This window comes from Salinarimonas ramus, from assembly GCF_014645695.1.
GTDB lineage: Bacteria > Pseudomonadota > Alphaproteobacteria > Rhizobiales > Beijerinckiaceae > Salinarimonas > Salinarimonas ramus.
Map to the genome: position 1 here is coordinate 291,906 of NZ_BMMF01000006.1, position 12,319 is coordinate 304,224.

The window sequence follows — 12,319 nt, forward strand, 5'->3', positions numbered from 1 at the left end:
TAAACGATTGATTAAGTATGCGCGCCGGAACGGCTTCTTGGAAGGGCCTCACTCGAGGGCCTCGGCGCGCGCGGGGTGGCGAGGCATGCGCGTGAGCGAACAGAGCGGAGATCTCGGCGAGACCATCGCGACCGTCGTCGCCGAGGCCGGCGGGCCGTTCGCGGCGCGCCCGGTCCTCGCCTGGAGCGGTGATGCCGGGCGCATCCTCTTCGCCTCGGAGGGCGCGCGGGCGCTCGCCTCTGCAATCACGATCGACGAGAGCGGGTACGTGCGCGACGACCTCGCGCCGCGGGCGCGGCTCGCGGCTCTGGCCGGCGGGCTCGCGCCGGCGACCGGCGCGCGGCTCGAGAAGCTACGCTTCGTCGAGAGCCGTCTCGCCCGCCAGGTGACGCTCGCCTGCCGCAGGCTGGAGCTGCCCGACGGCACGCCGGTTCTGGTGACGGCTTTCCTCGACGCGCTGCCGACCCTGCCGCCGCTGCCGCGGGCGGAAGAGGCGTCGCCGCCGATCGCCGAGGCGGAGCCGGATGTCCAGGCCGCGCCCTCGCCGGAGGCGGTCGCCGAGCCCGTCGCCGATCCCGTCGCGGAGGCGGTTGCGGCGGAAGCGAGCGCCGAGGCTCCCGCCGACGCCCCGCAGGCGAGCGCGCCCGTCGCCGAACCCGCGGAGGCGCCCGTCGAGGCGGAAGCCGCGCCCGAGCTCCAGGCATCCTCCGAGACCGAAACGCCGTCCGAGCCGATCGCCGAGCCGGTCGCCGAGGCGGCTCCCGAGATCATCCCGGCGCCCGAGCCCGCTCCGGAACCCGAGCCCGCTCCCGAACCCGAGCCCGCACGGGCTCCGCCGCCGGATCCCGTCGCGGAGATGCGGCGGCGTTTCGCCAGGCGCGGCGTCGTGCGCTTCGTCTGGCGGGCGGACGGGGAAGGGCGCGTCCAGGACGTCTCGCCTCACCTCGCTGCCGTCGTCGGCGGCGAGAGCGCCGCCATCGTGGGCCGCAGCTTCGCGGAGATCCTCGCCACCGTCGCCCACGACCCGCGCGACCTCGTCGCCGAGCTCGTGGCGCGCGGCGAGACCTTCAGCGGGCGAACCGTGCTGTGGCGCTTCTCCGGCATGCCGGTGGGCGTCGAGATCGACCTCGCCGGCCTGCCCGTCGGCCCCCGCGGCGCCGTGCGCGAGATGCGCGGCTTCGGCCTCGTCCGCACCGACGCCATCCGAGCCTTCCCCGAGCGCCCCGCGCCGGAGGTGGTCGCGCAGGAGGAGCCGGTCGAGGCGGAGGCTGTCGCCGAGGAGAAGCAGGCCGTCGCCGAGCCGGAGGCGCCAGAGATCGCGGAGCCGGAGCCCGTCGCGGAGCCGGAGCCGGTCGTGGAGCCGCAGCCCGAGGCCGAGCCGGTCGCAGAGCCCGAGACGGTCGCGCAGGCGGAGCCCGAGCGGCCCGTCGCGGCGGCAGAGGATATGGCCGCGCCGGAGCCGGTCGCGGAAGCCGAGCCCGAGCCCGCTCCCGCCCCCGACACCGCCCCGCAGGCGCGGTTCGCCGAGGCGGCGGGGGAGCGTTACGAGCCGCAGGACGCCTTCGCGGAGCCCGTCGCCATCGAAACGCTCTCGACAATGGCCGAGGCGCGCCTCGGCGAGCCGGCGCCCGCGGACGAGCTCGCTCCCGAAGCCCCGGCCAACGACGTCGAGCCCACCTCCGAGAATCTAGAGACCGAGACGCGATCGGCCGAGGCGCACGAGCCCGAAGCCCCCGTCCTCGAGCCCGCCCCCGAGCCCGCCCCCGCCCGGCGCGAGCCGATCCCCACGACGCCCGCCCGGCTCTCGCCGACCGAGCATTCCGCCTTCCGCGAGATCGCGCGCGCGCTCGGCGCCCGCTATGCCGGCGACGAGGACGTCCCCGACGCCGCCCAGCCCGCCGCGGCCCACGCCGCCGGCGAGATCGCCGCCTTCCCCGCCCGCGCCGCGCCGGCCGCGGATCCTCTGGCGGAGGCCACCCTCGACCGCCTGCCCGTCGGCGTCGTCGTGCATCGCGGCGAGGAGACGCTCTACGCCAACCGCCACCTCCTCGACCTCGTCGGCCAGGCCGATCTCGACGCCTTCCGCGCCGCCGGCGGCGTCGCCTCCCTGGTGCGCGGCCGGCCCGGCGCCCTCGCACGGGTGGAAGCGCTCGACCCCGCGCCCCTCGCGCTGGCCGGGGGCGACGGCGGCAGCTTCGCCGCGGAGGTGCGCCTCACCACCGTCGACCTCGCCGACGGCCCCGCGAGCCTGCTCCTCGTGCGCCGCCTGCCGGAGACCGACCCGGTCCACCGCGTGCGCGACCTGGAGATCGAGGCCGCGCGCCTCTCGGCCGAGCTCTCCGAGCGCGACGCCATCCTGGACACGGCCACCGACGGCGTCGTCGTGGTGGACGGGGAGGGGCGCATCCTCTCGCTCAACCGGGCGGGCCAGGCGCTGTTCGGCTACGAGACGAACGAGATCGCCGGCGAGCCCTTCACCACGCTCTTCGAGACCGAGAGCCACGCCGCCGCCCTCGACTACCTGGCGAGCCTCGGGCGCGAGGGCGTCGCGAGCCTGCTCGAGAGCGGGCGCGAGGTGCTCGGCCGCGTGCGCCAGGGCGGGGCGATGCCGCTCTTCATGACGCTGGGGCGCGTGGGCGAGGCCACCGGCGAGGGCGAGGCGCCGCGCTTCTGCGCCGTGCTTCGCGACATGACCGCCTTCAAGCACGCGGAGGCCGCTCTCCTCGACGCCAAGCGCGCCGCCGAGGAGGCGAGCGCCCAGAAGTCGGACTTCCTCGCGCGCATCTCCCACGAGGTCCGCACGCCCTTGAACGCCATCATCGGTTTCGCCGAGGTGATGCGCGAGGAGCGCTTCGGCCCCGTCGGCAACGAGCGCTACAAGGACTACCTCGCCGACATCCACGCGTCCGGCCAGCACGTGCTGAGCCTGATCAACGACCTCCTCGACCTGGCCAAGATCGAGGCCGGGCGCATGGACCTCGCCTTCCGCTCGGTGGGGCTCAACGAGCTCGTCGGCGCCTGCGTCGCGCTGATGCAGCCCGAGGCCGCGCGCGAGCGCATCGTCATGCGCACGAGCCTGCTCGCCAAGCTGCCGCCGGTGGTCGCCGACGAGCGCTCGGTGCGCCAGATCGTGCTCAACCTCCTCTCCAACGCCGTGCGCTTCACCGATGCCGGCGGCCAGGTGATCGTCTCCACCGCGCTCACCGACCGCGGCGAGGTCGCCTTCCGCGTGCGCGACACGGGGATCGGCATGTCGGAGGGGGAGGTGGAAGCCGCCCTCGAGCCCTTCCGCCAGCTCGCCACCGCGCGGCGCCCCGGCGGCACGGGGCTCGGCCTGCCCCTGACCAAGGCCCTCGTCGAAGCCAACCGCGGCGCCATGACGATCGCCTCGCGCAAGGGCGAGGGGACGCTGGTGGAGGTGACGTTCCCGGTGACGGTGGGGGTGGGGGTGTAATCAAGTGGGGAAATCGTCGTTGCTGCGTATTGCAAACTGCGGAGCGCATTCCTAACTGAAGTGTGCCACCGGAATCGGCCGGCTGGTACGACCGTTGAGAGCGTCAAGCTCCATGAGCCCGAGTGCCGCTGCGACTATCGCCGCCGCGACCTCGACCATGAGCAGAGCGTTCCTGAGCATAGCTCGGACTTCCTCGGTTTCACTATACCGCCTCGCGTTATCTAGGCCCGGTCGCGGAGATCTGCGTGAGCAAGGACGAAGCGACGAATATGGCGTGCGTTCGAGGGGCGTCCGGCTCTAAGCCGGGACCCCGGGCCCGGGTCAGCCCCTCGGACACTGCGAAGACTATGGCTTGGTTCAAGCCGAGAGCGTACAAGCACTTTGACGTACCAGTAGGGTCATCTTTCGCGCACAAGGCTACTAAGCCAAACTTCGTTGCTGCTCATTCATTCTCCCCGCTCATTCGATACAACAAGAGAACAAAGCGGTACAAGCCGCAGAATCATGCAACGGTTTTCAAAGATCGGGCGATTATGTATGCATCTCATCGTGATGCGTGCATACTGTCCTATTATTCCCATATGCTTTCTGAAGCTTTAGAGAGAACTTATGAAGAATTTGGCCTTTCTGATTGCGTGATCGCTTATCGGCGTCTGTCGAAGGCAAACTACCATTTTGCGGACGATGCATTGCGTTTTGCAAAGGCTCACATGCCTTGTCGCATATTGGCATTTGACGTCACTGGTTTCTTCGACTCCCTCGATCATGGGCTCTTGAAAGAAAGACTGAAGAGAGTTCTAGAACACGAAGAGCTTTCTTTAGATTGGTATCGTGTGTTCTCCAGTGTCACTAATTACAGGTACGTCCATAGGAGTGATCTTGTTCTGGTTGAAAGTTTTGCAAGTCGTCTGCGTTCTCCTAGTCGGGAGCCGATTGCTACATTGAGGGAGCTGAAAGCTGAAGGAGTTGAGATTCATAAGCAAGGCGACAGGTTTGGCATCCCCCAAGGAACACCAATCAGTAGTACTTTAGCAAATTTATACATGATTGACTTTGATCTTCGGATGAATTCCTTCTGCGCGAAGAGAGGTGCGTACTACCGAAGATACTCAGACGATATTTTGATCATATGCTCCTTCGAGGCGGCAGATGAGATCGAAGAGGAAGTTCTGAAGGCAATACATGCTGAGAAGCTCGAAATGCGAGCAGATAAGACCGAAAGAACATCATTCGAAATTGACATGAAAGGCGCTGCCCAATACCTTGGTTTCGATTTGCGCCCTGACGGTGCTCTTCTGAGGGCCAGTTCACTTGCTCGGCAATGGCGCAAGATGAAGAGAGTCACGCGTCGTATTGAACGGGTTGGTCGTTCTGCAATTCAGAATGGAACCGCCGAAAAAATCTTCACACGTAAACTAAGGAAGAGATTCACTCATCAAGGACGTGTAAATCGAAGCTTTCCTGCTTATGCAAGAAGGGCTGCAGCAACACTGCATTCAAGAAAGATCCTTGAACAAATCAGACGATTGGAACGTCAGGTCGAGTACATAATTCGCGGGTTTGAAGATTAGCCGCGTCGATATCTTCTAAAATCTGCGTATCGTCGCTACTGCGGCGATGTGGCGCCTTCGCCCCAAATGCTCACGACTTCCTGAACCTCACGCCCTCTCCGCTGCCGTTCGCCTCCAGGAACTCGATGCCCGCGGTCTCGAACGCCGCGCGGATCGCCTCGGCGGTCCGGTCCCAGCCGCCGATCGGTCCCGGCGTGAGCTCGAGCCGCGTGATCGTGGGCAGGGACACCTTCGACTCCCGGGCGAGATCCTTCTGCTCCCAGCGGAGGAGGCCTCGGGCCGCGCGCATCTGCTCGCTGCTGATCCTCGGCTTCCCCTGGTCCTTCGCCACCGCGCACCGCCACTTTTTTGATAGTTTATCTGTTGATTTTTTCTGCAAGCGCGAGTATATCGACCCCATCGAACACCAGCAACGGAGAACCCTGATGACGGGTGGCGCGGACGCGTGCCCGCTCGCGGCCTTGTGCGCCGAAGCGGGAGACCTCATCCGGCGGCGGCTCGCCGCCGAGGAGCGGGGATTGCGGGGGGAGAGCCCGCGCGAGCGGATCGCCGCGCAGGCGACCGTCGACGAGATCACCGCGACGCTGGAGAACATCGCTCACCGCGCGAGCGATTACCGGCCCGCCTCCCGCGACGGCGCGCTCCTCGCCATCGGGCTCGCGCTCGCCGAGGCGGAGATCGTCGCGTTCGGCGACGAGGGCCGGCAGGGCCCGGCGCTCAGGCGCCTGACGCGCCTCCTCTTCGCCCTGCGCGGCTACGTTGAGCGCGATGGCGGCCCCCGCTCCGCCGCGGCCGACGCCGTGGCGAGCTACTGGATGCCCGACGCGATGGACCCGCACAGAGCGCTCGCGGGGTGACGCCGCGCGCCCGCTCGGCTCGCCTCACGACAGCAGGTCGCGGACCCAGGTGCGGAAGGCGGCAACCGGCGGGCTGTCGCGGCCGGCGAGGCGGCAGACGAGGTGGAACCACAGGCCCGTGCGCAGCTCCGGGCCGAAGGGGGTGACGAGGCGGCCGCGCTCCATGTCGGGCGTCGCGAGGACCCGGCGCCCGAGCACGATCCCCGCCCCGTCGCACGCGGCCTGGAGCGCGTGGTCGGCGATCTCGAAGCGCAGGCCGCGCGTCGCGTCGACGTCGCGTACGCCCGCGGCCGCGAGCCAATCGGCCCAGCCGGGCGCCTGAGGGTCGATCTTGGACAACGAGCCGTCGTGGATGAGGGGGACGCTCGCGAGGCCCTGCGGGCCCTCGTCGAGCCCCGCGCGCGCCAGGACGTCCGGGCTGCACAGAGGCAGGACGGAATCCTCCACGAGCCGCTCCACGGAGAGCTCGCCGCGGTCGAGGTTCTCGATGCGGCGGGGGTCCCCGAAGCGGATCGCCACGTCGACCTCGTCCGCCTCGAAGGAGGAGAAGGACAGGCTCGCGTCGATGCGGGTGTCGACGTCCGGGTTGAGGGCGACGAACTCGTGCAGCCGCGGCGCCAGCCAGCGGCCGACGAAGGCCGGCCCCGCCGTGATCAGGAGCTTCGATTGCGGCTCGACGAGGGCCGCCCGGGCGAGCGCCGAGCGGATCGCCTCGAAGCCGGCGTGAATTCCAGGGTAGCAGCGGCTGCCCGCCGGCGTCAGCTCGAGGGCGCGGCTCTTGCGGTCGAAGAGCGGCGTGCCGAGGAAGTCCTCCAGCACCTTGATCTGGTGGCTGATCGCCGCCGGCGTGACGCTCAGCTCGTCCGCCGCGTGCTTGAAGCTGGCATGTCGCGCGACGGCTTCGAAGGCGCGCAGGGCGTTCATGGGCGGCAGGCGCATGCAGATCCTTGGCTGAAAATTCCTCAATCGGCAGCTGAATTCTATTAGTTTGCGCCACCCCTGCAAGCCCGATAGCGTCTTCTCATCGCACTCGGCAGTGCGGCGGGAGGACACGCGGTCGATCCCGTAGAGGCGCACATAGGAAAGCCGCCTCGGCACTTTCGGAACGAGACACACACACGACAGGCGCCCCGCCGCGCGGGCTCGGACGTGCACCGCGCGTCCGAGGACGGGTGAGCCGTGCCTGGAGGAGACGAACCATGCTCGGTTTCATCGTCATCATCGCCTTCACCCTCGCCGGAGAAGCCCTCGTCGCGCTTGCCGGCCTTCCCGTCCCCGGCTCCATCGTCGGGCTTCTCCTGCTGTGCGGCTACCTGACGTTCGGCCGCGCGGGCCTTGCGGAGATCGACGCCACGGCCCGGCTGATCCTTCGCTTCCTGCCGCTCTTCCTGGTCCCCGTCGGGGTCGCGGTCGTCGGGCTGGGAGCCGATCCCGGCCCGGAGCTGGCGCGCCTCGTCGCCACCCTGGTCGTGGCCCTCGTCGTCGGCGTCCTCGCCGTGTCGAGCGTGATGCGCCTCGTCGCGCGCCGCTCCTGACCCACCCACCACACCGCGCATGAGGAGACCCGTCATGCCCATCCCGATCGCGAGCCTCCTGACAAACCCGCTCTTCCTCGTCGGCGCGACCGTCGGCGCCTTCCAGCTCGGCCAGCTGCTCTACGAACGCTCCGGCAAGCTGCCGGTGCTCCAGCCGGTCCTCATCGCGATCGCCGCGATGATCGGCTTCCTCGTGGTCTCCGGCGTGCCCTACGAGACCTACAAGGAGGGCACGAGCATGCTCCACCTCCTGCTCGGGCCCGCCATCGTCGCCCTCGCGGTGCCCCTGGCTGAGAACCTCCGCAAGGCCCGCTCCGCGCTGGCTCCGCTCCTCGTGACGCTCCTCGTCGGCGGCGCGGCCGTCACGCTCTCGGCGCTCCTCCTCGGCCGCCTGGCCGGGCTCGACGAGGCGATGCTGCTCTCGCTGACGACGAAGTCCGTCTCCGCCCCCATCGCGCTCGGCGTCGCGGACGCCATCGGCGGCGACGTCTCGCTCACCATCCTGTCGGTCTTCACCACCGGCATCTTCGGCGTCATCGCCACGCCCACCATCCTGAGGCTCCTGCGCGTCGAGGACGAGGCCGTGCGCGGCTTCACCCTCGGCCTGACCTCCCACGCCTTCGGCATCGCCAGATCCCTCGAGATCAGCTCCCAGGCCGCCGCCTTCGCCACCCTCGGAATGGGGCTGATGGGCTGCGCCACGGCGATCGCCGTCCCCCTGATCCATGCGCTGATGGCCTGAGCCGCCGCACGGACCTACCCCAGAGTTGCGTCGCTTCCGTCTTCACCCTTCCTTCGCAGATCCCGCGCATCCTCCCGCCCGTGCGCGCCCCCGCGCCGAGCCGAGGAGCCACCGTCCGTGCAGATCATCGTCGTGGAGCCGCCCCTCGCCGAGCGGATCGGGATCGGTGCCTGGGATCATGCGGGCGCGCTCGTCTCGCTCTCGAACGTGGCTCTGTGGCTCGCGGTGGTGAACTTCGCCTGCTTTCTCGCCTTCACGCTCGACAAGGAGGCGGCGCGGCGCGGGGCCTGGCGGATCCGGGAGCGCACGCTGCTGTGGCTCGCGCTGCTCGGCGGCTCGCCGGCGGCGCTCGTGGCGCAGCGCGTCCTGCGCCACAAGACGCGCAAGGAACCGTTCCGCTCGCAGCTCCTCGGCATCGTCGTGATCCACGCCTGCGTCGCGGCGGCGTTCGTCGTCCTCGTGGCGTTCCCGGCCCTGCGCGAGCCCGTCCTGCGCGCCGCCGGCCGGTGAGCGGCGGGCGAGCCCTCCCGCCTCGGCCTCAGAACGCTCCCCGATACCCCGCCTCGTCCACGCGTGCCGCGATGACCGCGAAGGTGTCCCCCGCCAGCGCCTCGTCGAGCGCCGCGCGCAGCTCCACCGCCGAGCCCACGTTCCACCCGCGCCCGCCGAAGGCGCGGGCGGCTGCGGCGTAATCGGTCGCGCCGAGACCGACGCCGGCACGCGCCAGCCCCGCCTGCGCCTGCTTGAGCGCGATCAGCGCGAGCGAGGCGTCCTGCAGCACGACGACCGTCACCGGAAGGCGCTCGTCGCGCAGGGTGCCGAGCTCGCCCATCGTCATCTCGAGCCCGCCGTCGCCGATCACCGCGAGAGCGGGAGCGTCGGGCCGGGCGAGGCGTGCGGCCATGGCGAGGGGAAGCGCCGGACCCATGGTGCACCAGCCGGCGGACTGGATCAGCGAGAGCGGGCGCGGCGCGTTCCACATCTGCGAGAGCAGGATGCGGTGCGCGCCGGAATCGACGCTCACCGTCGCCTCCCGCGGCAGCGCCTCGGCGAGCGCTCGGAACGCCGCGTGCGGCCCGAAGCGCCCGTCCTCTGGCCCCACGAAGGCGGCGCGCAGCCGCGCCTTCGTCGCCGCCACTTCCGGGTCGATCCCGGTGCGACCGGCCAGCCCGGCGGCGAGCGCCTCCAGAACCGGCCCGATGGCGCCGACGATCCGCGCATCGACCCGGTGCATGCCGTGATCGACGACGGCCTCGTCGATCTCCACCACATGGGCGTCCTTGGCGAAAGGGTCGAGCCAGCCCGGGCGCATCTCGATCGGGTCGTAGCCCACGCCGAGGACGAGATCGGCGGCGCGCGCCAGCGGCAGCAGCGCCGCATCCGCCTTGGGCGCGAGCCCGGCGGCGCCGAGCGCGAGCGGATCGTCCTCGTCGAGGAGGCCCTTGGCCTTGTAAGTGGTGAGGATAGGCGCGCCCGCTCTGCGCGCGAGCGCGAGGAGCGCCTCGCCGGCTCCCGCGCGCGCCGCGCCGAAGCCGGCGACGATCAGCGGACGCCGCGCCGCCGCGAGCCGCTCGCGCAGCGCCGCGAGCGCCGGATCGTCCGGGGTCGGGCGGGGGAGGGCGGTCTTTGGCGCCGCTGCGATCGCATGCTCCGGCGCCGGATCCGGGAGGGCGGCGATGCCCGGCGCGAGATCGAGATGGACGGGGCCCATGGGCGGCGTCGTCGCGAGCGCGACGGCCCTCCGCACCGTGGCTTCGGCCGACTCCGGCTCGATCTCGAAGGAGCCCTTCACCAAAGGCCGCAGCAGGGCGGCCTGATCGAGGATCTGGTGGGTGTAGCGCGCCCGGATCGGCCGATCGACGACGCCCGTGACGACGATCAGCGGCGCACGCTCCTGCGCGGCGTCGGCGATGCCGTTGACCGCGTTCGCGAGGCCCGGGCCCAGCGTCCTCACGAGGAGGCCGGGCGTTCCCGTGAGCACGCCGAGCCCCGCCGCCGCCATGGCGCCGGCGCTCTCCCCGCGCACGAGGATGAAGCGCACGCCGGCCGCGCCGAGGGCATCGAGGAGCGTCACCACCTCGCCTCCCGGCATGCCGAAGGCGTGGCGCACCCCGTGCGCGGCGAGGGTGAGGGCGATCGTATCCGCGACGCGTCGCATGAGGGGCTCCGATGGGGACGATGGGGGAGAAGCGTTCAAGGCCGGCCCGCCGCGCGGGCGAGGCGCGACGGTCGGAGGATATCCGCCGCCGTCTCCGATGGGGAGAGCCGCGCCGCGAACCGGTCCGGCCGCTTCACCCGACCCCGCACGGCGAGGACGCGGGCGCGGGCGGTCTCGTCCGCGGCCTGGAGCGCGAGGGTACGCACGAAGACGTCGCGCTGGGCGTGGCTCCCGCCGATCATCGGCAGGCGCGCGAGGAGGCCGGCGAGCCGCGTGGCCGAGAGCGGCTCGGGACGGGTGAGCGCGCGGGCGAGATCGAGACCGACCGCGCGCAGCACCTCGGCCTGCTCGCAAGCCTGCGCGGCGCGGGCCTCCAGCGCTGCGAGCGCCTCGTCGAGGCCCGCCCGGTCGTTTGCGGCCGCGAGCGCCAGGATCCCGTGCAGGGCGGCGAAGGTCAGCGTCGCGTCGCGCCGGCGCCGGCGTGCGATCTCGGCGAGCGCATCCCAGCGTGCGCCGACGTCGACGCCCTCCTGGCGCAGGCGCCAGAGCAGCGAGACGGCGTTGGCGGCGTCGCGGACGTCCTCGCTCGGGCACGGAGCGATCTCGGTGTCGTAGAGCGCGAGCACGGTCTCGTATTCGGCGCGCTCCATGTGGAAGAGCGCAAGGTGCCACGCCATGTGGAAGGCGAAGTTGTTGCAGGCGCACCAGGCGGGCCGCGCCGCCTCGATCCAGCCGATGCCGTCGCAGACACGCCCTTGCGTCTCCATGACGTGAGCCACCGCGTGGAAGCCCCAGGCATCCGCGGGCTCCGCCGCCACGGCGCGCCGCCCCTGCGCCTCCGCCTCGTCGAGACGCCCCGCCTCCTCCAGCGCGAAGGCGCGCGCGCCGTGCGCGAAGCCGTGGCCGGGCCGCTCGTCCGAGAAGCCGGGGAGGGCGGCCTCCGTGCCGGCCAGCATGCCGGGGAGGTCGCCCGCCATGAAGCGCAGAGATTGCGCGATCTTGAACGGGAGGAGCATGCCCGGGCGCGCGTCGAGGGCGGCCTCGAGCCGCGCCGCGGCGGGGCGGAAGCGGCCCTCGAGCGCGAGCGCGAGGGCATCTGCGAGGGCTTGTTCCTCCGGCGTGCCGCCGGCCTTCGCGACGAGCGCGGCGCCGGTCGCGGCGAGGGCCGCGCGTGCCGGCGCCAGGAGCTCCGCGCGCGCCAGGATCAGGCAGGCGAAGCCTTCCAGCGCACGGGCGGCGACGAGATCCGGGTCGTGCGCGAGCGCCTCGGCGAGCGCCGGCGCCGCCCCGGGCCGGTGCGCGGCGACGGCGAAGGTCGTCTGCGCGAAGGCGGCGACGGCCCCGTCGGTCTCGCTCGTGTGGCGAAAGCCGTATCGATCCTCGATCATCACCCGCGCTCCCGGCCTGGCGTGTGGCATCCTGGCGTGTCGGAAGACGACGGTAGCGGGGGCACCATGGCGGTGGAACGACCGGGGCGATCACGAAGGGCTCGCCGTGCGTCACCTTCCCGTGATGGGCGCGCGGGAGCGTCGGCGAGGGGAGCCGGAGGCCGCTCGGGTCTCCTGTCAGGTCTCCAGCGCCTCGACGGCGTCGGCGCGCAGGCGCCAGTCGCAGCCCTCGGCGAGGGCGTAGAGCCGCTCCGCCTCCGCGAGAGCCTCGGTCTCGTCGTCGGCGAGGACCGTCAGCTCCTTCTGCGCGGCGCGATGCTCGTGGCCGGTGTCGTCGCTGACGGTCTTGTAGAAGGTCACGCGGTAGCGCGGCATGGCCATGCACCTCCTCGGCTGCCCAGAGCTTCGGGAGAACGTTCGAGACGGTCGCCGGGGTTCCGTTGGGCGCCGAGAAGAGGTTCCGCCGCGATGCGAAAAAAGTTGGAGAAGGGCGCTTGACCCGGTGGGGAGAGGCTCGTATACCCCGGCTCCCGACGCGGCGAGGGGCTCTCACGGGGCTTCAGCGGTGTCGGGCAGCTCTTTGACAGGTCGAGCGTTTTTCCGGATTTCCGGCT

The 12,319-nt window shown here is 70.8% G+C and carries 11 protein-coding genes; 6 read left to right on the forward strand and 5 right to left on the reverse strand.

Translation table 11 applies throughout. The features are described from left to right. The first annotated feature begins 91 nt into the window (after nt 1–91). Nucleotides 92–3,454: an ATP-binding protein gene (locus tag IEX89_RS12485; RefSeq protein WP_188913378.1), complete on the forward strand. Its 3,363-nt coding sequence runs from the start codon at nt 92–94 to the stop codon at nt 3,452–3,454. A gap of 245 nt (nt 3,455–3,699) precedes the next feature. Continuing rightward, nucleotides 3,700–5,025, forward strand: a complete 1,326-nt coding sequence (locus IEX89_RS12490) for a reverse transcriptase/maturase family protein (protein ID WP_188913380.1) — start codon at nt 3,700–3,702, stop codon at nt 5,023–5,025. A 70-nt stretch (nt 5,026–5,095) separates the two neighbouring features. Here IEX89_RS12490 and IEX89_RS12495 read toward each other — a convergent pair whose 3' ends face one another. Further along, nucleotides 5,096–5,356, reverse strand: a complete 261-nt coding sequence (locus IEX89_RS12495; RefSeq protein WP_308423833.1) for a helix-turn-helix domain-containing protein — start codon at nt 5,354–5,356, stop codon at nt 5,096–5,098. Between the two features lie 94 nt (nt 5,357–5,450). Between IEX89_RS12495 and IEX89_RS12500 the strand changes: the two genes are divergently transcribed. Then, on the forward strand, nt 5,451–5,882 hold the full coding sequence (locus IEX89_RS12500; protein ID WP_188913382.1) for a hypothetical protein: 432 nt from the start codon (nt 5,451–5,453) through the stop codon (nt 5,880–5,882). Between the two features lie 24 nt (nt 5,883–5,906). Here IEX89_RS12500 and gcvA read toward each other — a convergent pair whose 3' ends face one another. Beyond that, a complete protein-coding gene (gcvA, locus tag IEX89_RS12505; protein WP_188913384.1) occupies nt 5,907–6,821 on the reverse strand; it encodes a transcriptional regulator GcvA in 915 nt (304 codons plus the stop codon). 260 nt (nt 6,822–7,081) lie between these two features. Between gcvA and IEX89_RS12510 the strand changes: the two genes are divergently transcribed. The 3 genes from IEX89_RS12510 (at nt 7,082) to IEX89_RS12520 (ending at nt 8,669) form a co-directional block, all read left to right on the forward strand. Then, nucleotides 7,082–7,417, forward strand: a complete 336-nt coding sequence (locus tag IEX89_RS12510; protein WP_188913386.1) for a CidA/LrgA family protein — start codon at nt 7,082–7,084, stop codon at nt 7,415–7,417. Between the two features lie 34 nt (nt 7,418–7,451). Continuing rightward, a complete protein-coding gene (locus tag IEX89_RS12515; protein ID WP_188913389.1) occupies nt 7,452–8,159 on the forward strand; it encodes an LrgB family protein in 708 nt (235 codons plus the stop codon). Between the two features lie 207 nt (nt 8,160–8,366). Continuing rightward, nucleotides 8,367–8,669 carry a DUF1294 domain-containing protein gene (locus tag IEX89_RS12520; protein ID WP_188913433.1) on the forward strand — a complete coding sequence of 101 codons (303 nt, stop codon included), beginning with the start codon at nt 8,367–8,369 and terminating at the stop codon, nt 8,667–8,669. A 28-nt stretch (nt 8,670–8,697) separates the two neighbouring features. On the opposite strand, the gene IEX89_RS12525 is transcribed toward IEX89_RS12520, so the two are convergent. The 3 genes from IEX89_RS12525 to IEX89_RS12535 all read right to left on the reverse strand — a co-directional run bounded on the left by IEX89_RS12525 (nt 8,698) and on the right by IEX89_RS12535 (nt 12,080). Beyond that, entirely contained in the window at nt 8,698–10,317 is a 1,620-nt protein-coding gene (locus tag IEX89_RS12525) for a thiamine pyrophosphate-binding protein (RefSeq protein WP_188913391.1), read from the reverse strand. A 35-nt stretch (nt 10,318–10,352) separates the two neighbouring features. Further along, a complete protein-coding gene (locus IEX89_RS12530; RefSeq protein ID WP_188913392.1) occupies nt 10,353–11,705 on the reverse strand; it encodes a tetratricopeptide repeat protein in 1,353 nt (450 codons plus the stop codon). 177 nt (nt 11,706–11,882) lie between these two features. Next, nucleotides 11,883–12,080, reverse strand: coding sequence for a hypothetical protein (locus IEX89_RS12535; protein WP_188913394.1), 198 nt, complete (start codon nt 12,078–12,080; stop codon nt 11,883–11,885). Between the last annotated feature and the right edge of the window lie 239 nt (nt 12,081–12,319).

Coding starts and splice junctions, on each gene's coding strand:
- IEX89_RS12500 (WP_188913382.1), top strand. CDS start 5,451: ATGACGGGTGGCGCGGACGCGTGCCCGCTCGCGGCCTTGTGCGCCGAA.
- gcvA (WP_188913384.1), bottom strand. CDS start 6,821: ATGCGCCTGCCGCCCATGAACGCCCTGCGCGCCTTCGAAGCCGTCGCG.
- IEX89_RS12510 (WP_188913386.1), top strand. CDS start 7,082: ATGCTCGGTTTCATCGTCATCATCGCCTTCACCCTCGCCGGAGAAGCC.
- IEX89_RS12515 (WP_188913389.1), top strand. CDS start 7,452: ATGCCCATCCCGATCGCGAGCCTCCTGACAAACCCGCTCTTCCTCGTC.
- IEX89_RS12525 (WP_188913391.1), bottom strand. CDS start 10,317: ATGCGACGCGTCGCGGATACGATCGCCCTCACCCTCGCCGCGCACGGG.
- IEX89_RS12530 (WP_188913392.1), bottom strand. CDS start 11,705: ATGATCGAGGATCGATACGGCTTTCGCCACACGAGCGAGACCGACGGG.
- IEX89_RS12535 (WP_188913394.1), bottom strand. CDS start 12,080: ATGCCGCGCTACCGCGTGACCTTCTACAAGACCGTCAGCGACGACACC.